Below are 20,158 nucleotides of genomic sequence, written 5' to 3' on the forward strand. Positions count from 1 at the left end.
GAACGAGGAGTCCACCAAGCTCCAGGCTCTGCAGGTCAAGCAGCAGCTCGGCGTCCAGGCCCTCTCCATCGCCAACCAGTCGGCTCAGAACGTCCTGTCTCTTTTTCAGTAGGCCAGACGGAAGATAAGACTATCGGGTAGGCGTCACTACGAACCGAACGACTTCCGCGCGGCCTCTCCGGCCCCCAACGCCCCCGGTCCGAAAGGATCGGGGGCGACTTCGTCTCGGGCGTCCGACACGTCCGCACAAGCTTGAGACGCCAGATTGCGGCGCAACGCGATCTCCCCGCAGTTCTCTCAGGCGTCATCCATGGCCATGTTCGGCGGCATTCAAGCCCAGCAGTTCGTCAGCAATCTCAGCGCTCTCGGCGCACGCAAGCTGAGCGCCCTCGCGCTCATCGGCGTGCTCGTCGTCTCGGTGGTGGGGCTCGGCACCTACTATCTGTCGCGGCCGGACATGGAGGTCCTCTATACCGGTCTCGACCGGCAGGACGTGGCGCGCATCGGCGCCGAACTCACCGATGCGGGAATCCGCTTCGACGTGAACGCGGCCGGCGACACGGTCTCCACCTCCTTCAGCCAGACCGCCAACGCCCGCATGCTGCTGGCCGAGAAGGGCCTGCCGCGCTCGGAGAATGCCGGCTACGAGCTCTTCGACAAGATGGGCTCGATGGGCCTGACCTCCTTCATGCAGGAAGTGACGAAGGTGCGCGCGCTCGAAGGCGAGATCGCCCGCACGATCCAGACCCTGCAGGATGTGCGGGCCGCCCGCGTCCACATCGTCCTGCCCGAACCCGGCACGTTCCGCCGCGAGACGCAGAAGCCCTCCGCGAGCGTCGTGGTGCGCACCGACAACGCCGAGGACTTCAAGTCCGCCGAGGCGATCCGCCATCTCGTCGCCGCCGCCATCCCCGCCATGTCGATCGATCAGGTGACGGTCATCAACACCGACGGCACGCTGCTCGCCTCGGGCGACGATTCCTCCACCGCCGCGCCCTCCAAGATGATGGGCTTCGAGGCGGTCGTCTCGCGCAATGTCGAGGACACGATCCGGCGCACGCTCGCGCCCTATCTCGGCGTCGGCAATTTCCAGGCCAGCGTCTCGGCCCGCCTCGACACCGACAAGCGCTCCGTCAACAGCCGCGTCTTCGATCCGGACGGCCGCGTCGAGCGCTCGACCCGCACCGTGCGCGAAACCGGCCAGAGCACCGACAGCGAGCAGAACGCGGCCACGACCGTGGACCAGAACGTGCCGCAGCAGGCGCAAGGGGCGGCCCCCGCCGACGGCACCAAGTCGAGCGAGGCCAAGGAGCGCCGCGAGGAACTCACCAATTACGAGATCAACGAGACCACGACCCAGACCGTTTCGGACGGCTACGACGTGAAGCGCCTCTCGGTCGCCGTCGTCGTCAACTCCAAGCGCCTCGCCGAGACGCTGGGCACCGACGCCACGCCCGAGGCGCGCGACGCCGCCATCGGCCGCATCAGGGCCCTCGTCGCCTCGGCCGCCGGCTTCCAGGAAAGCCGCGGCGACCAGATCGAGGTGACGGCGGTGGACTTCGTCTCCAACGGCGAGAGCCTCGACCCGATCCCCGCGCCGAGCTTCATGGAAATGGCCATGCGCCAGTCCGGCACGCTCATCAACGCCCTCACCATCCTCGCCGTCGCCGTCCTCCTCATCTGGTTCGGCCTGAAGCCGGCCATCCGGGCCATTGCCGCCCCCGCCGGCGGACAGGATGCGGCCGACGGCTCGATCGAACTGCAGAATGCCGGCCTCGAAGGGCTCGGCCTCGGGCAGGAGATGGGCATGGGCATGGACGGCTCGCTCATGGGCGGCGCCATGGGCATGGGCTCGGACTTCATGATCGAGGACCTGACCCGCAACGCGGCGAACTCGCCGCAGGCCCGCCTCGAGAAGCTCATCGACTACGACGAAGTGCAGGTCGCTTCGATCCTCAAGACCTGGATTCACGAGAAGAAAGAGGCGGCCTGATCCATGATTTCCCTCGCACAGTATTTCGCGGAACGCTCGGGCGACGACTTCACCCCCTTCCGTGCTCCCGCACCCGCCAAGGCCGAGCCCGTCGCCGTGCGCAGCCTGGCCGCCCGAAAGCCGGCCCCGACCGGCGAGCGACGCCTGGCGACGCGGCCGCTGAAGACGCTGGAAGCCGGCGTCGTGGAGGCGGCCGAGCGCCCCGCGCGCCGCCCGGCCGCCGCTGCCAAGCCCGCACCTGCCAAGCCCGCGCCCCAGCGCATCGCGGCCCCCGAGCAGCGCCTTGCCGAGCCGGTCGCCGTGCGGCCCGCCTTCCGCCCCGCGCCGAAGGCCGCGCCCGTCCAGGCCGAGCCGCTGGTCAGCGCGCGCATCCTCGAGGAGGAGCGCCAGCAGTTCGCCGCCGAGCGCGCCGCCTACGAGGCCGAGCGCGCGCAGATGAAGGCCGAACTCGACCAGGCAAGCGTCTCGGCGCGGCTCGAAGGCATGCTCAACGGGCGGCGCATGGCCCGCGAGGAAATGCAGCCCGAGATCGAGACGCGCCTCGCCGCGATCCGGCAGGAGCTTCTTTCCGAGCATCAGGAGACGCTCGCCCGCGCGCGGGCCGAATGGACCGAGCTGCAGGCCGATCGCCTGGCGCGCCACATCAGCGAGGAACTCGCCCAGCTCGAGAGCGTGCTGAAGGAGACGTTCCAGGCCGTGCTGCGGCCGCTCGCGCTCGACGCCCGCCGCCGCCAGACGGTGGACGAACTCGTCGACGCCGTGCGCACGATCGCGCTCGACGGCCAGCCCTACCGTATCAACGCCTCCGGACCTGCCGATCTCCTCGAGGAGATGGGCAAGCGGCTCGGCGACCGCGCCGACCTCGTCTCCTTCGCCGTCGACGAGACGCGCACCGAAGTGCGCATCGACGCCGACAACACGGTCATCGAGACGCGTCTCTCCTCCTGGCAGCAGGCGCTCGAAGAGGCGCTTTCGTGAGCCAGATAGACGCCCAGCCGCCCGTCCAGCCGATCATCATCGTGCGCCGCAACAAGGCGCACGAGGACCATCACCATGGCGGCGTGTGGAAGATCGCCTTCGCCGACTTCATGACGGCGCTGATGGCCTTCTTCCTCGTGATGTGGCTCGTCAACGCCACGGACGAGAAGACGAAGAAGCAGGTCGCGCAATATTTCAACCCGATCCAGCTGAACAGCGTCACGCCCAATTCGCCGGGCATCGACGACGGCCAGACGCAGTTGCCCTCGGGCGGCGCGGCCAAGGAGGGCGAGCCCGTCAATCCCGGCGCGGTGGAGCCCAAGCCCGTCGCGGGCGAGGCGACCGGCGGCGAGGAGCAGGCGATCTTCCGCGATCCCTACGCCGTCCTGGCGGAGATCACCGCGCAGGACGCTTCCTCGGCCAAGGTCGAGGGCGGCGTGCCCGACGGCACGGGCCTGCCGGGCCTGAACGGCGGCGAGGCGTTCCGCGATCCGTTCGACCCGACCTCCTGGCAGCTCCAGCCCAATTCCACCGCCACCGATCCCGCGGCCAAGATGCGCCCGTCCGAGTTCGAGACGGTGGCGACCGACGTCGTGGCGCCGCCGCCGGCACCCGCCGCGCCCGCCGCCGCCGCCGCGCCGGACGTGCCGCTGCCGGAGGGCGAGAGCGTCACCGCCAAGGCCGCCGCGCTCAAGGCCGAGATCGAGAAGGCCGTGCCCGGTTCGGGCTCGGGCATCGAGGTCACCGAGGGAGACGGGGGTCTGACGATCTCGCTCGCCGATTCGCTCACGACGGGCATGTTCGAGATCGGCTCGGCCAAGCCGCGCGCGGAGACGATCCGCATGATGGAGAAGATCGCCGCCATCCTCTCGGAGAAGAAGGGCGATCTCGTCATCCGCGGCTACACGGATGCGCGCCCCTATGCCGGGCAGAACTACGACAACTGGCGCCTCTCCACCTCGCGCGCCCACATGGCCTATTACATGCTGTCGCGCGGCGGTCTCGACGAGAGCCGGGTGGAAAGCATCGAGGGCTATGGCGACCGCAAGCCGCGCGACCCCGCCGATCCGCTCGCGGCCGTCAACCGGCGCATCGAGATCCTCCTCAAAGAGCCCCGTCCATGAGCCTGCGCCCGGCCGTCCTCGCGGCGGCGACCTTCCTCTCGCAGCCGGTCCACGCCACGGAAGCGCTCGTCCTGAAGGACGAGTTCGCGACCCGGGTCGTGGCGGTGCGGCCGGGCGTCGAGCGGGCGCCGGGCGCAGCCCCCATGGGCGAGGGCATCCCGCTGGTCGATCCGATGACCACCGGCAATGTCGGCCCTTCCGGCGACGGTCCCGTCGTCGCGCCGCCGAAGGCCCATGCGATCGACGCCGAGACGGCCGCGCGCTCGGTCACGCTCGGGCGCGCAGGCGCCGGCGCGGGCGAGGCGGATGGCCCGCCGCGCCAGCCCTATCCGGTGACCGCCGAGGCCGCGTCCGAAGCCGGAGCCGAGACCGCGGCGCCGGCTGCGGCGGCCGAACCGGACCATGCCGCAGCGCCGGAGCACGGCGGCGAAGGGCACGCGGCGGCCCCGCCCGCCACGCGGCAGACCATGCCCTTCGACATCGTGCGCACGATCCAGTTCCTGCAGGACCAGGTGGCCTACGGCAACGGCCGCGCCATCCGCGTGCAGGCGCTGCTCCTGCAGCGGTTCGCCCCGGTCTTCCTGCAGATGGATCCCGCCATCTGGAAGGACCCGCGCAACCTGCGCGCCGGCGTCCTCTTCACCCTGTCCGGCGGCACGCCCGACCTTCTCGAACGGCTGCAGACGAGCGGCGCGCTGGACGAGAGCCAGAAGGCGCTGGTCGACGGGGCGACCGCCTATGTGCGCAACGATCTCAAGCGCGCCGAGACGCAATTCGCCGGGCTCGACCTGTCCACGCTGGAGCCGGGGCTCGCCGCCCATCTCAACCTCGTCCTCGGCCAGATCCGCCAGACCGACGCGCCGGCGATCGCCGTCGCCCATCTCGACCGGGCGCGGCTTCTGGCGCCCGGCGGGCTGATCGAGGAGGCGGCGCTGCGGCTGGAGGCGATGATCGTCGACGGGCTCGGCGACCACGCGCGGGCCGACAGCCTGGCGCGGCAGTATTTCGACCGCTATGCCGGCTCCTCATACGCCGCCAATTTCCAGGCGCGCTTCGTCGCGACCTACGCCGCCCGCCAGGCCGATCCGGACGAGGCGATGGCGACCATGACCGATCTCATCGCGGCGCTGCCGGACGCGGACCGCAGGGGCATCTATCTCGCGGCCGCGCGGCGCACGCTCGTCGCCGGCAATCTGCGCTTCGCCGAGCTTGCCGCGGACGCGGCGCTCGCGACCGCCGGGGCGACGCCCGCCGACCTCGAACGCGCGCGCCTCTACAAGCTCGCCGCCACGGCCGGCCGGTCCGGCGATCCCACGGTCATGGCCGAGGTCGCCTCGATCGACCGCGCGGTCCTGCAGCCGGAGGACGTGACGCTCCTGGAGGCCGCCCACTCGGTCGTCGACGAGATCGACCGCTCGATCGATTTCAGTGGGCTCGAGGCGGAGGCCGGGGCCGAAGAGGGCGTCGCGCCCTCGGCCGTCGTGAGCCGGGCGGAGCAATTGTTGAACGAGGTCTCCGCCGATCTCGGGAAGGTGCAGCCATGAAAGTGCAGACCTGGACGCCGATGCCGGACTTCGCGCCCGAACCTGGCCGTGCCGGCAAGGGCGGCGCGGACTATGGCGACCAGTTCGACCGGGCGGTGCGCGCGGCGTCGAAGGAGCCTGCGGGCGAGACGCCGTCGGCAGAGCCGGACGAGCGCGCCGAACGCAAGCCGGAGAAGGCCGCGAAGCCTCACGAGCGGCCGGAGTCCCGCGGGCCCGTCCGGGCGCCGTCCGGGCACGCGGCGCGTCCCGACGGCACGTCGAAGGGCCGGGAGACGATCGCGCGCGACGACGGCACGAAAGCCGAGCTCGACCAGGAGGCCGACGAGGCTTCGGCGACGCCCGTGGACCCGCTCAATCTCGGACAGGTCATTTCGAGCCTCGCGACGGTCCGGCCTCCGGCCCAAGGCGGACGGGACGTCGAGGGCGAGGAGCCGCAGGGTTCTGCGGCGATGCCGGTTCTCGGCGACGAAGCCGGGACGGGCGAGGGCGCGGCGGAAGGCACCGGCGCCCGCGGGACCGTGCGCCTCGAGGTTCTCGGCATGGAGACGCATTTCGAGCCGACGGTGCGCGACGTGGTCCTGGTAGAGGGCAGCGCCGGGAACGACGGCGCCGAACCGGAGAGCCAGGAGGCGCCGGCGATCAAGCTGAGCTTCGACGAGGTTCTCCAGCGGCTCGACCGCTCGGTGCCGGCCGCCGCCGCGCAAATCACGCTTCCTGCGGCGCCCGGGGCCGGAATTCCGCGCGAGACCGGTCTGTCGCCGGGCGCTCCGGCCCGTGCGCGCCTGCGCGCCGGGGAGGAGATCCCGAAGCTCGACCGCGCGTCCGAAATCGCGGGCGAGGCGGCGCAGTCCGTCGCGGCCGGCGAGGACGCCTTGCCCGCGCCGGAGGACAGGACCGAAATGCCTTTGCCGCGCGTCGCCGCGACCCGGCGCGAGGACGGCGAGGGCGCGCCCCGCCGCTCCGCCGCCCTGGAGGCCGCCGCAGCCTCCGGCGCCGACGAGGCCGGTACCGGCCGCCTCGCCGCGACGACGACCGGCGGCACGAGCACGCCGCTCGCCGGCATCGCCTCGCTCACCAGCCAGGTCGCGGGCCGCGTGATCGACAGTTTCGGCGGTGCGGGCGGCTTCGCCCAGCGCCAGGCGGATCTTCCCTCCGGCCAGACCCATCTGCGCATGCAGGCGGGCGGCGCCGCGCTGAAGACGCTGACCATCCAGCTGCAGCCCGAGGATCTTGGCCGCCTCGACGTCTCCATGCGCCTCATCGACGGAAAGCTGACGCTGGAAGTGGCGGCCACCGAACGCCACACCGCGCAGGTGCTGGCGAGCGATCGCGAGGGTCTGCGCAAGCTCCTCGAGCATGCGGGTTTCTCGCTCGACGACGGTTCGATCGTCATCCAGACGCGCGACGTGTCGAGCTTCGCCGCCAGGCCCTCCGCCGATGCGCAGGGGCAGCAGGACGGATCGGCCGCCGGGCAGAACCGCGGCGGGCAGGCCTCGGGCGGGTCCGACGGCCAGTCGCCGGACCGGCGCGCGCGCGGCGGCGAGGACGAGACCCTTCGTCAAGCGGCCGCCCGTCCGGGCGCTGCCGGCACCGAGGCGCCGGGCCGCCGTTCAGGGACGACCTACCTGTGATGCATTCGGGCAACGCAGGGTCCCGCGGCGCGCCGAAAGCGACCATTTGCGGGCCTTGCGCGAGCCTTTGACGAAGCTGGGCGCGCAAGGCCGGCGCCGCTTTTACGCCTCACCGACACCGATCATTAACCCTATCATCAGTTTTAGGGATAGCGCCTCAGCCGCCCGTTTCGGTATCAATATCGTTAACGAAACACAGCCGAGGCGGAGGCTAATATGATTGTCGTGGTCGATAACCGAGATCTTGTGACGACCGGGTACAAGTCGATGTTCGGTGGCGAGGGTGTCTCTGCTGCCGGCTTCGGAGTGAACGAGTTCAAGGACTGGGTCGAAACCGCAGCCGATGCTGACGTGTCGGCGGTCGAAGCTTTCCTTCTCGGGGACTTTCCCGAGCGTCATGCCTTCACGCGTCTCGTCCGCAGCCGCTCCACGGCGCCGTTGATCGCGCTCGCCGAGACCAAGGCGCTGAACTCGACGCTGGACCTCTTCGCCGCCGGCATCGACGACGTCGTCACCAAGCCCGTCCACGTCAAGGAGATCCTGGCCCGGGTCGGCGCCATCCGCCGCCGCGAGGCCGCTTCGGACCGCAGCCGCACCGTGGTCGGCGAGATCTGCGTCTATTCCGACGGCCGCGATCCGGAAGTTGCCGGTTCGGCCATGATGCTGCCGCGCCGCGAGCGCCGCATCCTGGAATATCTGGTCGCCAATTACGGACGCCGCGTCACCAAGCAGCAGCTGTTCAGCGCGATCTATGGCATTTTCGACGAGAACGTCGAGGAGAACGTCATCGAGAGCCACATCTCCAAGCTGCGCAAGAAGCTGAAGATGCGCCTGGGCTACGACCCGGTCTCGTCCATGCGCTATCTCGGCTACGGCATCGGCGTCTGACGGGCTTTGCCGCCGCGCCGCCTCGCGGCTGCAAAGCAAGCGTTAAGTAAAAATTTACCAATACAAAAAGACCCGCCGCGAACCGGCGGGTTTTTTGTTGCAATCCCAAAATCTAGTCTTCCTTCCGCCGCCGTTTGGCCGGAATCCGGCAGCTTGGGACAAGCTTCGGCCCCTAGACATTCCCGGAGGTTTCCTTCCAGAGAAAGTTTGGCCATGAGCATCGGCGGAATGCTTCGCACCAGCGTGTCCGGTATGAATTCCCAGGCCGTTCGCCTTGGTTCGGTCTCCGAGAACATCGCCAATTCCAGCACCAACGGCTACAAGCAGAGCCAGGTCGAGTTCTCCTCCCTGCTCGGCTCCTCGAACGGCGAGTTCCGTTCCGACACGGTCCAGGCCAATGTCCGGCGCCTCGTCAGCGAGCAGGGCTCGGTGACTGCGACCGGCAACAACACCTCCTCCTCCAAGGTCGATCTCGCGATCAACGGCACGGGTTTCCTGGTCGTGACGGATGGCGACGGCGGCTACTTCCTGACCCGCGCCGGCTCCTTCACCAAACAGGCCGACGGCTCCATGGTGAACGCGGCCGGCTACACGCTGGTCGGCTATCCCGCGGACTCGCAGACGGCCGCCGCGCCGGCGCTCAACAGCTTCGTCGGCCTCGAGCCGATCAATCTCGGCACGGCGCTCCTCAGCTCCAACCCCACGACCGAGGGCATCCTCACCGTTCCGCTGAACGACACGTTCGTCCCCGGCACGGCCGCCACCTTCACGCAGACCGGCGCCTTCAAGGTGACGGGCGGCACGTCCACGCCCGGCGACAAGATCACGTTCGATCTGGCGATCGACGGCGGCACGGCGCTGCCGATCGAGGTCGTCTCGACGGCGACCTCCGCCGGTCTCTCCAGCCTGACGGCTCAGGACTTCGCCAACGCCATCAACGCACAGGCGCCCGGCGTCGCCTCGGTCGACAAGTCCGGCAAGCTCGTCGTCCGGTCGAACACCGACGAGATCGGAACCGACAGCTCCATCGCCATCTCCAACATCGCTCTCGTCCAGGGCGGCACGGCGCCGTTCCCGACCGCGCCGACCTTCACCGGCTTCGACGCGACGCCCGCCACGGCCCCGACCGGGACGGTCGCCTTCCGCCCGACGGACAACACGGCGGACACCGTCGGCAGCAACTCGACGATCTCGACCTCGATCACGGTCTACAACAATTCCGGCGAGGCGATTAAGCTCGACATCTACTATACGAAGACGGCCAAGAACACGTGGGAGATGGCCGTGTTCGACAGCCGCACCGCGGCGGTCGGCACCTCCACGGCACCGTTCCCCTACGGCGGCTCGGGCACCGACCCGATCGCGCAGGCGACGCTGAACTTCGACGGCACGACCTTCCAGCTGGCCAGGATCTCGGACGTGCAGGGCGGTGCGTCCGCATCGGTGCAGGATGCCGGCCGGAACATCTTCAACATCGACCTGTCCTCGATCGGCGGCTCCACCAACTTCGCCCTCGATCTCTCCAACACCACGCAATACACCGGCACCACGCAGCCGCTGGAGGCCAAGGTGAACGGCAATCCGGCGCAGGTGATCGACAAGATCACCATCTCCGCCGAGGGTCTCGTCACCGCCACCTTCGATTCCGGCACGTCGGTCGACCTCTACAAGATCCCGCTCGCCAAGGTGGAGAGCCCCGACAGCCTGCTCAGCGTCGCCGGCAACGCCTACAGCATCGGCCAGGCCTCGGGCGGCGTGCTGCTCGGCTACGGCGGTTCGGGCGGCTTCGGCGATCTCGTCCACGGCTCGCTGGAGGAGTCCACCGTCGATCTCGCCAGCGAACTGACGACGATGATCGAGTCCCAGCGCAGCTACACGGCCAACTCCAAGGTCTTCCAGACCGGGTCCGAGATCCTCGACGTCCTCGTCAATCTGAAGCGCTGAGGCGCTTCTCGCCGGCGCGCCTCCCGCGCGCCGGCCTGCCTGCAGGCCGCGCCTCGCGCCGCCTCCATCCTTTCCCACCGCCCGGGCAAAACCGCCCAAGGACAGTCGCTATGTCGCTTACCAGCGCCCTTCGCACGGCAACCTCCTCGCTCAGGGCATTGCAGACGCAGACCGCGATCACCTCCGCCAACATCGCCAACGCGCAGACGGTGGGGGCGACGCGCAAGCAGGCCAACGTCGTCAGCACCATCGGCGGCGGCGTCGAGGTGCGCTCGATCACCCAGACGACGAATGCCGGCGTGTTCGGCAAGCTTCTGCTGACGACGGCGGCCGTCTCGCAGACCACCACGATCGCCGACGGGCTCGAGCAGTTCTACTATACGGTCGGCGACACGGCCGGCGGCTCCTCGCCGGCAGCCCTCATCGCCAGCCTCGCCGACGCGCTCGCCGATCTCTCGGCCTCGCCCGGCAATTACGACCTGGCGCGCGTGGCGCAGATGGCCGCCCAGACGCTTGCCAGCAAGCTCAACGACGCCTCCGACACCGTCCTGGAGACGCGGCTGAGCGCCGACAAGGCGCTCGCCGATTCCGCCGACGCGATGAACTCGCTCCTGTCCAAGATCGAGCTGCTGAACCGGCAGATCATCTCCGGCACGGTTTCGGGCGCCGATGTCACCGGTCTCGTCGACCAGCGCGCCAACGCGATCGTGGAGCTCTCCGAATATACCGGCGTCGTGGTCCGCACCCGCGAGAACAACGATGTCTTCCTCTATACCGACAGCGGCGTGGCGCTCTTCGAGACCAACGCCCGCAAGGTCGAGTTCACCAAGACGAACGTCCTCGACGCGACGGTCGCCACGGGCGGCGTGATGCGCATCGACGGCGTGGTCGTCGCCGGCGAGAACGCCACGATGCCGCTCGTCTCGGGCAAGGTCGTCGGCCTCATGGCGCTGCGCGACGAGATCGCCCCGACCTACCAGGCGCAGCTCGACGAGATCGCGCGCGGGCTCGTGGCGGCCTTCGCCGAGGCCGACGGCGACGGCTCGGACCTGTCCGACATGACGGGCCTCTTCGGCTCCAGCAAGGTGCCGCCGACGCCGACCGCCGCCCTCGGCACCTTCGTCGACGGCGCGGTGGAAGCCGGCGACGCGCTGACCTTCACCTTCACCTATGGCGACGAGACCTACACCGCGCGCCACGTCTTCACGACCGCGCCGGCCGATGCCGATGCCTACAAGGCCGGCGTCCAGGCCGCCATCGACACGGCCTTCTCGGCCGATGGCGTCGTCTTCGGCGCCGGGCGCGTGGCGGTGGACATCGATTCGGCGAGCGGCGCGATCACCATGACGCCGCGCGGGGCAGGGGCCTACATGGCCTTCGCCGTGACCGACGTCGCCGCGCGCGCCAGCGACGCGGACAAGGACGGCGGCCTCGCCGCGGCGGGCCCCGTCACCGAGCCCGCCCTGCTGACGGGCCTCACCTTCGACGCCGGCACGATCGGCGCCGGCGACGTCGTCACCTTCGACATCGTCTATGCCGGCACGACCTACCGCGCCGCGCACACGTTCACCGGCACGCCCACGGCCGCGAGCTTCGCCGCCGACATGAAGGCGGCCATCGATGCGGCCAAGGCCGTGCCCGCCGGCACCGCGCTCGGCTCCGGCAAGGTCGCCTTCGCCGTCGATGCCGGCACGGGCGCGATCACGCTCTCCAGCCTGGCGACGGGAAGCGGTGCGACGATCGAGATCAGGAACGTGACCGGCAGCCCGGCGGGCGACGATCCGAGCCGCACCGGCGGTCTTGCCACCGGCGCGGCGCCGATCTCGATCAAGGGGCTCGCGGGGTCGCTCACCGTCTCGGCGGCGGTCGCGGGCAATCCGCAGCTCATCCGCGACGGCGGCATCAACGGCAGCCAGTATCTCTCCAACCCCACCATGGCCGACGGTTTCAACGGACGCATCAACGCGCTGCTCGCGGCGCTGGGGACGAGCCGCGGCTTCTCCGGCGAGGCCGGGGCCGACCCGACGGGCTCGGTCCTCGACTTCGCCACGTCCTCGGTCTCCTGGGTCAACGAGGCGCGCTCGCTGACGAACCGCAGCGTCGAGTTCCAGACCACGCTTCTTTCCGCAACGCAGGCCACGCTTTCCAGCGAGACCGGCATCAACATGGACGAAGAGTTGACCCGCCTCATCGAGATCGAGCGCTCCTACCAGGCCTCCGCCAAGCTCATCTCGACCGTCGACGCGATGTACCAGCAACTCTTCCAGAACTTCGGCTGATCGAGATGACCGTCACCCTCTCCACGCTCGCCATCTCCACGACGATCCGATCCACGATCCAAAGGGTCCACGCGCAGGTCGAGCAGGCCTATACGGAGGCGACGACCGGCCGCTACGCCGATGTCGGCATGACGCTCGGCAACCGCACGGGCTCGGCCCTGTCCTTCCGGCTGGAAGGCTCGGCCACCGAGCGCCAGCTCGCCTCCAACAAGCTGGTCGACAGCCGGCTGGGCGCCATCGACAACGTGCTGGACACGGTCGCGGCCTCCGCGAGCGATCTCAACAAGGCGCTGATCCTCGGCTTCACCGATCCCAAGGTGCTGCAGTCCACCGTCCAGACGGCGGCCTCCGCCATGCAGACGCTGACCGGCATGCTCAACACCTCGCTGAACGGCCAGACGCTCTTCGCCGGGCAGAACACCGACCAGAAGCCGATGAACGCCTATGTCGAGGGCAGCGCGCCGCGCTCGGACGTGGTGCAGAGCTTCGACGACTATCTCGCCTCGATCTCCACGACGGCCGACCAGCTGACCGACGCGCAGATGACGGCCTATCTCGACGGCCCGTTCAAGGCGCTCTTCCAGACGGCTTCGGACGGAACGTGGCAGCCCTTCTCCAACGCCTCCTCTGACAATGTCGTCTCGCGCCTGTCCGAGAGCCAGAGCGTGGAGAGCACCGTCAGCGCCAACGAGGAGGCGTTCCGCGATCTGACCGCGGGCTACGCCATGGTGATGGACCTCGCCACGCGCAATCTCTCGGTCAAGGCGATGGGCGTCGTCACCGCCGCCGCGCAGCAGAAGCTGAGCACGGGCATGGCGGGCATCACCGCGATCCAGGCCGATATCGGCCTGCGGCAGAACCGCATCACCGACGCCAACACCACGCTGACGCAGAAGAAGGACATCATGGAACTGTCGCTCGACAGTCTCGAAGGTGTCGACCAGTCCGAGGCGGCGCTGCGCATGCAGCAGCTCGAGACGCAGCTGCAGGTCTCCTACAAGGCGGCCGGGCAGATCCTGCAGCTCTCGATCCTCGACTACATCTGACGCCGCGCCGGGCCCGGGCCCGGTGCGTGAGGACCCGCGCGGCCGACGGCCGAAAGGTCCGCGACGAGATCGGCGGGGGGCAGGGGCCCCGCGCATGTCCGCAAGGACGCTTCGCATATCACGAATTCCGGCTGCGTCCTGGCGACGGCGACCGGCTCTCGCTCCGCCATGACGGCCGGAGCGTCGCGTCACAACGAGGGGTGGAATGTACCAATTCTCCTATGCAGAGGTGAACGAGGACTCTTCGGCGACCGCGCGCGACCGCGAACGCCAGGCTCTCGACCACGCCATCGCCCTCCTCGAGCGCGTCGAGGGGAAATCCACCCGCTCGCGCGAGGCGATCGAGGCGATCTACGTGACGCGCAATCTCTGGACGATCCTCATCGAGGATCTCGCCAATGCCGAGAACCAGCTGCCGAACGAGCTGAAGGCCAATCTCATCTCGATCGGCCTCTGGGTGATGCGCGAGACCGAGGCGATCCGCATGGGGCGTACGGACAGTTTCGCGGCCATCGCCGACGTGACGCGCACCATCCGCGACGGGCTGGAGTGAACCGATGACGCTCAGGCTTTCCCTTCGCGCCGGCGAGCGCATCTTCATCAACGGCGCCGTCATGCGCGTCGACCGCAAGACCTCGCTCGAACTCCTCAACGACGTGACCTTCCTCCTGGAGAGCCACGTGATGCAGGCCGAGGACGCGCGCACGCCGCTGCGCCAGCTTTATTTCCTCGTCCAGATGATCCTGATCGACCCGGCCAATTCCGAGACGGCCGTCGACACGTTCCGCCGCACCTACGTGCTCCTCATGGCCGCCTTCTCGAACCAGACGGTGCGCAGCGGGCTCATGGACGTGGCCGAATGCATCGATCGCAACCGCGCCTTCGAGGCGCTCAAGATCGTGCGCGGCCTCATCCCGCTCGAAGACATGATCCTCGCCGGCCAGCCGGTGCCCGCACAGCCCCCGATCGCGCGCCAACTCGCGTTCGCCGCAGGAGCCCGCCGATGAGCACGATCTCCACGGTCGGCGCGACCACCGCCTCGGCCGCCGCGACCTCGTCGCAGAGCACCAAGGACGCGGCCGCCGCCTCGCTCGACTACAATTCCTTCCTGAAGCTTCTGGTCGCGCAGATGCAGAACCAGGATCCCCTGAACCCGACGGACCCGACCGAGCAGCTCAGCCAGCTCGCCTCGTTCTCCAATGTCGAGCAGTCGATCAAGCTGAACCAGAAGCTGGAGGCCATGGTCGCCTCCTCGGCCATCGACCAGGGCAGCGCCGTGATCGGCCGCAAGCTGATGACGACCGACGGCACGATCTCGGGGACGGTGAAGTCCGTCACCATCGTCGAGGGCGTGGCCACCGCGCTTCTCGACAACGGCAAGCAGATCACGCTCGGCAACGGCGTCTCGATCTCGGAGTGATGGCATGAACGAAGCTGACGCCATCGATATCGTCCAGTCCGCCATCTGGACCATCGTCATCGCCAGCGGCCCGGCGGTCGCCGGCGCCATGCTGGTCGGCATCGTCATCGCCCTGTTCCAGGCGCTGACGCAGATCCAGGAAGTGACGCTCACCTTCGTGCCGAAGATCATCGCGATCTTCGTCATCATCGCCTTCACCGCCTCCTTCACCGGAGCGCAGGTCTACGCGTTCACGCAGGAATCCTTCTCGCGCATCGAACACGGGTTCTGACGCGAACCGCGCCTTCTCCCGAATACCCAAGACCAAAGCCCCGGCGGACCGCTCCCGCCGGGGCTTTCGTCGTTCGGCGAGGCCCCGGATCGACGTCAGGCCTGCGCCAGCCATCGCTCGCTAAAAGGAGGTACGCCGGACGGCGGAGCCCGAGGCCCTTGCGTGCCTTGGCCCCGCCACAGGCCCGAAACGGGGCCCGGCCACGAAGGCAGAAAGCCGGAGGATAGGGGCCCATGGCCGTCGACACGCTCAAGATCTCAGGCCCGAGCGCCGCCCGGCAGAGCCGGCGCGACCTCGGTTTCGCCGCCGGCATCGTCTTCATCATGGCGGTGCTCTTCGTGCCGATCCCGCCCTGGGTGATCGACATGGGGCTGGTCGTCTCGATCGCGCTGTCGATCCTGATCCTGATGGTGTCCCTGTGGATCGAGAAGCCGCTCGACTTCTCGTCCTTCCCGACCGTCCTTCTCGTGGCGACCATGCTGCGCCTGTCGCTCAACATCGCGACGACGCGCGTCATCCTGTCCAACGGCGATCAGGGCCACAACGCGGCCGGCCACGTCATCGGCGGCTTCTCGCAATTCGTGATGGGCGGCGACTTCGTCATCGGCCTCGTCGTCTTCGCCATCCTCATCACCGTCAACTTCCTCGTCATCACCAAGGGCGCGACGCGTATCGCGGAAGTCGGCGCTCGCTTCACCCTGGACGCCATCCCCGGCAAGCAGATGGCGATCGACGCCGACCTCTCGGCCGGCCTCATCGACGAGCGCCAGGCGCAGTCGCGCCGCCGCGAGCTGGAGGAGGAGAGCTCCTTCTTCGGTTCCATGGACGGTGCCTCGAAATTCGTGCGCGGCGACGCGATCGCCGGCCTCATCATCACCGCCGTCAACATCTTCGGCGGCATCATCATCGGCGTTACGCGCCACGGCATGGAGTTCGGCGAGGCGGCCGACGTCTTCGTCAAGCTTTCGGTCGGCGACGGTCTCGTCACGCAGATCCCGGCCCTGATCGTCTCGCTCGCCGCCGGCCTCCTCGTCTCCAAGGGCGGCACGCGCGGCGCCGCGCAGCAGGCGATCATTTCCCAGCTCGGCAACTATCCGCGCGCGCTGATGGTCGCCTCGATCCTCGTGGGCGTCCTCGCCGTCGTGCCGGGCCTGCCCTTCGTGCCCTTCATCATCGTCTCGGCCGCGCTCGGCGCCGTCGCCTACTCGGTGCCCCGCCAGCGGGCCGAGGAGGAGGCGCGCGTCGTCGCCGAGAAGGTGCAGGCGGAGGAGAAGGCGGCCGAGACGGAGCGCCTCTCGGTCAAGGAGTCGCTGCGCATCGTCGAGGTGGAACTCGTGCTCGGCAAGCAGATGGCGGCCCATCTGAACTTCCAGCGGCCCGAACTCGCCAACCGCGTGCAGAAGATGCGCCGGCGCTTCGCGGCCCGCTACGGTTTCGTGGTGCCCGAGATCAAGCTCTCGGACGACCTGAACATCGATTCCAAGTCCTACGACATCAAGGTGCACGGCACGACGGTGGCCTCGCAGCAGCTGCGGCTCGGCGACCTCCTCGTGGTGCTCGGCGAGTCGCCCGCGCCCGACATCCCGCACGACATCACCCGCGAGCCGGCCTTCGGCCTGCGCGCGGCCTGGATCTCGGAGACCTTCGCCTCGGCCGCGCGCCGCGCCGGATTCGAGCCCGTCGACACGCTGTCGATCCTCCTGACGCATCTCTCCGAGGTCATCCGCAACAACCTCGCCCATCTCCTGTCCTACAAGGACATGCGCTCGCTGCTCGACCGGCTCGACCCCGAATACAAGCGCCTCATCGAGGAGATCGTGCCGGCGCACATGAGCTACAGCGGGCTGCAGGCGGTGCTGAAGCTCCTGCTGGCCGAGCGCGTCTCGATCCGCAACCTGACGCTGATCCTCGAGGCCATCGCCGAGATCGCCCCGCATGTGCGCCGCTCGGAGCGGATCGTGGAGCATGTGCGCGTGCGCATGGCCCAGCAGATCTGCGGCGACCTCATGCACAAGGGCCAGCTCGGCGTGCTGCGCCTCGGCAACCGCTGGGATCTCGCCTTCCACCAGGCGCTCAAGCGCGACTCCAAGGGCGACGTCGTGGAATTCGACATCGACCCGCGCCTCGTCGAGCAATTCGCGGCGGAAGCCACCAAGATCATCCGCGAGAAGACCGACCAGGGCGAGAACTTCGTCCTCGTCGCCTCGCCGGACGCCCGTCCCTACGTGCGCATGATGATCGAGCGCATCTTCGTCAACCTGCCGGTGCTCAGCCATCTGGAGATCGCGCGGGGCGTCGACGTGAAGGCGATCGGCTCCATCGCATGAGCCCGGAGACGACCGCGACGCTCTATTCGGTCTTCCTGATCTTCTGCCGCGTCGGCGCCTGCCTGATGATCCTGCCGGGCTATTCGAGCGTGCGCATCCCGACGCAGGTGCGCCTGTTCATCGCCGTCGCCATTGTCCTGGCGATCGCGCCGCGCCTCATGCCCGACATCCGGCCGCTGGTCGCCACGGCCGGCGACTCGCTGCGCATGCAGCTTCTCGTCACCGAGCTTCTCAACGGCGCCCTCATCGGGCTTCTGGGCCGCACCTTCCTCGTCGCGCTGCAGTTCGCCGGGTCCTTCATGGCCAATGCCATCGGCATGAGCAATGCGCTGGGCGTGCCCATGCACGATCAGGACAGCGTTCCCGAACTCGTCACGCTCGTCACGATGACGGCGACGGTGCTGATCTTCACCCTCAACCTCCATGCCGAGGTGATCCGCGCCCTCGTCGCCTCCTACGGCCCGATGCCGCTGGATCTGGGCTTCGGCGCCCGCGAGGGGCTGGTTCAGTTCACCGACAATCTCGACGAGACCTTCCTCCTCTGCCTGCGGATCGCGAGCCCCTTCGTCGTCTACGCCGTCATCGTCAACTTCGCGATCGGCCTGATGAACAAGATGACCCCGCAGATTCCCATCTACTTCATCTCCATGCCCTTCGTGGTCGCCGGCGGCCTCGTGCTCCTCGGCTACTCGATCGGCGACTTCCTGACGATCTTCATCAACGGCTTCCGCGTCTGGGTCTTCAACGGATGAGCGATACACGTGCCGACCGGCTGGAGCGCCTGCTCCTCGTGCAGACCCGCAAGCGCCAGCTCGACGAGCACCGGCTCGGCGAGGCGCGGCGCGAGGCCGAGGCGCTGGCGGCCGTCACGGTGGACCTCCTGCGCAGCCTCGGGGAGGATTCCATCCTCAACGGCTACTTCCTGGAAGGGAAGGCGAAGGCGCTGAAGCGCAACGAGGTGAAGATCGCCGATCAGGCCAAGGTGCTGGCCGAGGCCGAGAGCGTGCTTGCGCAGTCCCGCGGCCTGGAGAAGCGCCTGGAGCGCACGGCGAAGGAACAGCGCCGCGAGGCCGACCGGCAGGCCGAGGGCGTCGCCCTTCTCGCCACGATCGACGAGTTCACCTCCGCTCTCGCAAGTTTCGAACCAGCGGCGCAGGGTACTTGAAGGGCGACGCTCGAAGGAGCCGGTTCCATTCCGCCCCGTGCGCGATCCATGGCCGTAGCCTTCCGTACCGTCCCTTCCGACGCAGGCGCAGGACATCCATGACGACGCCTCTCAACACCGTCCCGGCTCCGGCCGTCTCTCACGCCGCCGCATCGGCGGAACCGGCGGCGCCCCGTCCGCTCTCGGCCGCGGCGGCCGCGGCGCGGGACGAGGGGTTCCGCTCGGCCATGGGCGAGGTGAGGGCCGCGCCGAACGCGGCCGCGCCGCTGACGCTCGGCGTCGAACGCCGCGGGTCGCAGAACGAGAACCTGTCGCCGGCCCAGAAGTTCGAGAGCTTCGTCCTGCGCAGTCTCGTGGAGGAGATGCTGCCGAAGGACAACGAGGAGTTCTACGGCAAGGGCATGGCCGGCAATGTCTGGCGCTCGATGATGGCCGAGCGGATGGGCGAGGAGATCGCGCGGGGCGGGGGCGTCGGCATTGCCGACATCATCGCCGAGAAGACGCCGGACGCCGCCAAGGTCGACAATGCCCGAACCGTCCTCACCGGTTCCCCGGACGCCGCCGCGCTGAAGCTGCCGACCCTGCGCTGACGCGCCCCCAGACCCGACCCATCCCGCAGGAGACCTTGTCGTGGAAACGATCTTCATCCAGGCCATCAACCGGCTCGAGGCCGTGCTCGCGGGCGAGATCAACGCCCTGAAGAGCGGCGCGAGCGTCAACTACGCAGACCTGTCCACGCGCAAGCAGCAGAGCCTGCTCGAACTGACGCGCATTTCGCGCGGGCTCGAGACGCCGTCCTTCTCGCAGACGCTGCGCGAGCGCATGAAGGGCCTGCGCGAGCGCCTCGAGGAGAACCGCCGCGTGGTGCAGCTGCATCTCGAGGCGACCAAGGAGATCGCGGCGATCCTGACGCAAGCGATGAAGGATGCCGAGTCCGACGGCACCTATTCCTCGTCGGTCCACGGCGTGGCCGTCGCCCGATGATCCGCGCGCTCGCCGTCGGCCTCTGGGTGCTCGTCGCCGCGCTCGGCTCGACCTTCGCGGCCGCGACCTTCTGGCCCTCGGGGACGGAAGCGAGCGCGGAGGCGGCCAAGCCCTCCTATTTCGAGGGGCTCGACTATCAGAGCACGCCCGGCCTCGTCGTGCCCGTGATCTACGACCGCAAGGTCGGCGGCTACGTGCTGGCGACGTTCGTCTACACGATCGACGGCAAGCTCGCGTCCGAGATGGCAGTGCCGCCCGAACCCTTCGTGACCGACGAAGCCTTCCGCTCGATCTACTCGCTCGCCCATTTCGATCCCAAGGCCCCCGAGAAGATGGATCTCGGCGTGCTCTCCAAGTCGATCCTCGAGGCGGTGAACGGGCGCTACGGCCAGACGGTGATCGAGGACGTCCTCGTCAAGCAGTTCGACTTCATCCCCAAGGATCAGGCGGGCGGCACGGCGGGGCAGCGCTGAGGGCATGCGCCGCCGATCGCGACGGGACGACGCTCTCCGCGCGCGATCTCTTCAGCCAATCGTAATGAACGGACCGTAAAGTCCCGTCGAT

At 68.8% G+C, this 20,158-nt stretch carries 20 protein-coding genes; all 20 read left to right on the forward strand.

Going from position 1 to position 20,158, the window contains the following annotated elements; genetic code table 11:
• A partial coding sequence (locus tag ASG48_RS18055) for a flagellin (protein WP_280138022.1) occupies positions 1-112 on the forward strand: 112 nt, incomplete at its 5' end.
• A 204-nt stretch (positions 113-316) separates the two neighbouring features.
• Complete coding sequence (gene fliF / locus ASG48_RS16425) at positions 317-1,993, forward strand: flagellar basal-body MS-ring/collar protein FliF (protein WP_055852743.1); 1,677 nt, start codon at positions 317-319, stop codon at positions 1,991-1,993.
• 3 nt (positions 1,994-1,996) lie between these two features.
• Entirely contained in the window at positions 1,997-2,971 is a 975-nt protein-coding gene (locus ASG48_RS18875) for a hypothetical protein (protein ID WP_055852364.1), read from the forward strand.
• Positions 2,968-4,095, forward strand: a complete 1,128-nt coding sequence (locus ASG48_RS16435; protein ID WP_244486930.1) for a flagellar motor protein MotB — start codon at positions 2,968-2,970, stop codon at positions 4,093-4,095. The genes ASG48_RS18875 and ASG48_RS16435 overlap by 4 nt, the downstream gene beginning before the upstream one ends.
• Positions 4,092-5,639: a hypothetical protein gene (locus ASG48_RS16440; RefSeq protein WP_055852367.1), complete on the forward strand. Its 1,548-nt coding sequence runs from the start codon at positions 4,092-4,094 to the stop codon at positions 5,637-5,639. The genes ASG48_RS16435 and ASG48_RS16440 overlap by 4 nt, the downstream gene beginning before the upstream one ends.
• The gene (locus ASG48_RS16445) at positions 5,636-7,270 is read left to right on the forward strand and encodes a flagellar hook-length control protein FliK (RefSeq protein ID WP_055852370.1); all 1,635 of its coding nucleotides are present in this window, start codon (positions 5,636-5,638) and stop codon (positions 7,268-7,270) included. The genes ASG48_RS16440 and ASG48_RS16445 overlap by 4 nt, the downstream gene beginning before the upstream one ends.
• 216 nt (positions 7,271-7,486) lie before the next feature.
• The gene (locus ASG48_RS16450) at positions 7,487-8,158 is read left to right on the forward strand and encodes a response regulator transcription factor (RefSeq protein ID WP_055852373.1); all 672 of its coding nucleotides are present in this window, start codon (positions 7,487-7,489) and stop codon (positions 8,156-8,158) included.
• Positions 8,159-8,371: 213 nt separating this feature from the next.
• Entirely contained in the window at positions 8,372-10,102 is a 1,731-nt protein-coding gene (locus ASG48_RS16455) for a flagellar hook-basal body complex protein (RefSeq protein WP_055852377.1), read from the forward strand.
• Positions 10,103-10,212: 110 nt separating this feature from the next.
• A complete protein-coding gene (gene flgK, locus ASG48_RS16460; protein ID WP_055852381.1) occupies positions 10,213-12,381 on the forward strand; it encodes a flagellar hook-associated protein FlgK in 2,169 nt (722 codons plus the stop codon).
• A 5-nt stretch (positions 12,382-12,386) separates the two neighbouring features.
• Positions 12,387-13,427 (forward strand): flagellar hook-associated family protein, encoded by a 1,041-nt coding sequence (locus tag ASG48_RS16465; RefSeq protein ID WP_055852384.1) that lies wholly within the window; start codon positions 12,387-12,389, stop codon positions 13,425-13,427.
• A gap of 205 nt (positions 13,428-13,632) precedes the next feature.
• The gene (flaF, locus tag ASG48_RS16470; protein ID WP_055852387.1) at positions 13,633-13,980 is read left to right on the forward strand and encodes a flagellar biosynthesis regulator FlaF; all 348 of its coding nucleotides are present in this window, start codon (positions 13,633-13,635) and stop codon (positions 13,978-13,980) included.
• Positions 13,981-13,984: 4 nt separating this feature from the next.
• Positions 13,985-14,434, forward strand: a complete 450-nt coding sequence (flbT, locus tag ASG48_RS16475) for a flagellar biosynthesis repressor FlbT (RefSeq protein ID WP_055852390.1) — start codon at positions 13,985-13,987, stop codon at positions 14,432-14,434.
• Positions 14,431-14,847 carry a flagellar hook assembly protein FlgD gene (flgD, locus tag ASG48_RS16480; protein WP_055852393.1) on the forward strand — a complete coding sequence of 139 codons (417 nt, stop codon included), beginning with the start codon at positions 14,431-14,433 and terminating at the stop codon, positions 14,845-14,847. Before flbT ends, flgD begins: the two co-directional genes overlap by 4 nt.
• Before the next feature lie 4 nt (positions 14,848-14,851).
• A complete protein-coding gene (fliQ, locus tag ASG48_RS16485; RefSeq protein WP_055852395.1) occupies positions 14,852-15,118 on the forward strand; it encodes a flagellar biosynthesis protein FliQ in 267 nt (88 codons plus the stop codon).
• A gap of 233 nt (positions 15,119-15,351) precedes the next feature.
• Complete coding sequence (gene flhA / locus ASG48_RS16490; RefSeq protein WP_055852399.1) at positions 15,352-17,445, forward strand: flagellar biosynthesis protein FlhA; 2,094 nt, start codon at positions 15,352-15,354, stop codon at positions 17,443-17,445.
• Complete coding sequence (locus ASG48_RS16495; RefSeq protein ID WP_055852401.1) at positions 17,442-18,197, forward strand: flagellar biosynthetic protein FliR; 756 nt, start codon at positions 17,442-17,444, stop codon at positions 18,195-18,197. The genes flhA and ASG48_RS16495 overlap by 4 nt, the downstream gene beginning before the upstream one ends.
• Positions 18,194-18,610, forward strand: a complete 417-nt coding sequence (locus ASG48_RS16500; RefSeq protein WP_055852411.1) for a hypothetical protein — start codon at positions 18,194-18,196, stop codon at positions 18,608-18,610. Before ASG48_RS16495 ends, ASG48_RS16500 begins: the two co-directional genes overlap by 4 nt.
• 98 nt (positions 18,611-18,708) lie before the next feature.
• A complete protein-coding gene (locus ASG48_RS16505; protein ID WP_055852414.1) occupies positions 18,709-19,200 on the forward strand; it encodes a rod-binding protein in 492 nt (163 codons plus the stop codon).
• 40 nt (positions 19,201-19,240) lie between these two features.
• Positions 19,241-19,594 (forward strand): hypothetical protein, encoded by a 354-nt coding sequence (locus ASG48_RS16510; protein ID WP_055852416.1) that lies wholly within the window; start codon positions 19,241-19,243, stop codon positions 19,592-19,594.
• Positions 19,591-20,067 carry a hypothetical protein gene (locus ASG48_RS16515; RefSeq protein ID WP_055852419.1) on the forward strand — a complete coding sequence of 159 codons (477 nt, stop codon included), beginning with the start codon at positions 19,591-19,593 and terminating at the stop codon, positions 20,065-20,067. The genes ASG48_RS16510 and ASG48_RS16515 overlap by 4 nt, the downstream gene beginning before the upstream one ends.
• Positions 20,068-20,158: the final 91 nt, after the last annotated feature.

Origin of the sequence: Aurantimonas sp. Leaf443 (genome assembly GCF_001425575.1) — a bacterium.
In the GTDB taxonomy this organism is placed as follows: Bacteria; Pseudomonadota; Alphaproteobacteria; order Rhizobiales; family Rhizobiaceae; genus Leaf443.

Excerpts from the sequence above, each read along its gene's own strand:
- fliF (WP_055852743.1), top strand. The coding sequence starts at position 317 with ATGTTCGGCGGCATTCAAGCCCAGCAGTTCGTCAGCAATCTCAGCGCT.
- ASG48_RS18875 (WP_055852364.1), top strand. The coding sequence starts at position 1,997 with ATGATTTCCCTCGCACAGTATTTCGCGGAACGCTCGGGCGACGACTTC.
- ASG48_RS16440 (WP_055852367.1), top strand. The coding sequence starts at position 4,092 with ATGAGCCTGCGCCCGGCCGTCCTCGCGGCGGCGACCTTCCTCTCGCAG.
- ASG48_RS16445 (WP_055852370.1), top strand. The coding sequence starts at position 5,636 with ATGAAAGTGCAGACCTGGACGCCGATGCCGGACTTCGCGCCCGAACCT.
- ASG48_RS16450 (WP_055852373.1), top strand. The coding sequence starts at position 7,487 with ATGATTGTCGTGGTCGATAACCGAGATCTTGTGACGACCGGGTACAAG.
- ASG48_RS16455 (WP_055852377.1), top strand. The coding sequence starts at position 8,372 with ATGAGCATCGGCGGAATGCTTCGCACCAGCGTGTCCGGTATGAATTCC.
- flgK (WP_055852381.1), top strand. The coding sequence starts at position 10,213 with ATGTCGCTTACCAGCGCCCTTCGCACGGCAACCTCCTCGCTCAGGGCA.
- ASG48_RS16465 (WP_055852384.1), top strand. The coding sequence starts at position 12,387 with ATGACCGTCACCCTCTCCACGCTCGCCATCTCCACGACGATCCGATCC.
- flaF (WP_055852387.1), top strand. The coding sequence starts at position 13,633 with ATGTACCAATTCTCCTATGCAGAGGTGAACGAGGACTCTTCGGCGACC.
- flbT (WP_055852390.1), top strand. The coding sequence starts at position 13,985 with ATGACGCTCAGGCTTTCCCTTCGCGCCGGCGAGCGCATCTTCATCAAC.
- flgD (WP_055852393.1), top strand. The coding sequence starts at position 14,431 with ATGAGCACGATCTCCACGGTCGGCGCGACCACCGCCTCGGCCGCCGCG.
- fliQ (WP_055852395.1), top strand. The coding sequence starts at position 14,852 with ATGAACGAAGCTGACGCCATCGATATCGTCCAGTCCGCCATCTGGACC.
- flhA (WP_055852399.1), top strand. The coding sequence starts at position 15,352 with ATGGCCGTCGACACGCTCAAGATCTCAGGCCCGAGCGCCGCCCGGCAG.
- ASG48_RS16495 (WP_055852401.1), top strand. The coding sequence starts at position 17,442 with ATGAGCCCGGAGACGACCGCGACGCTCTATTCGGTCTTCCTGATCTTC.
- ASG48_RS16500 (WP_055852411.1), top strand. The coding sequence starts at position 18,194 with ATGAGCGATACACGTGCCGACCGGCTGGAGCGCCTGCTCCTCGTGCAG.
- ASG48_RS16505 (WP_055852414.1), top strand. The coding sequence starts at position 18,709 with ATGACGACGCCTCTCAACACCGTCCCGGCTCCGGCCGTCTCTCACGCC.
- ASG48_RS16515 (WP_055852419.1), top strand. The coding sequence starts at position 19,591 with ATGATCCGCGCGCTCGCCGTCGGCCTCTGGGTGCTCGTCGCCGCGCTC.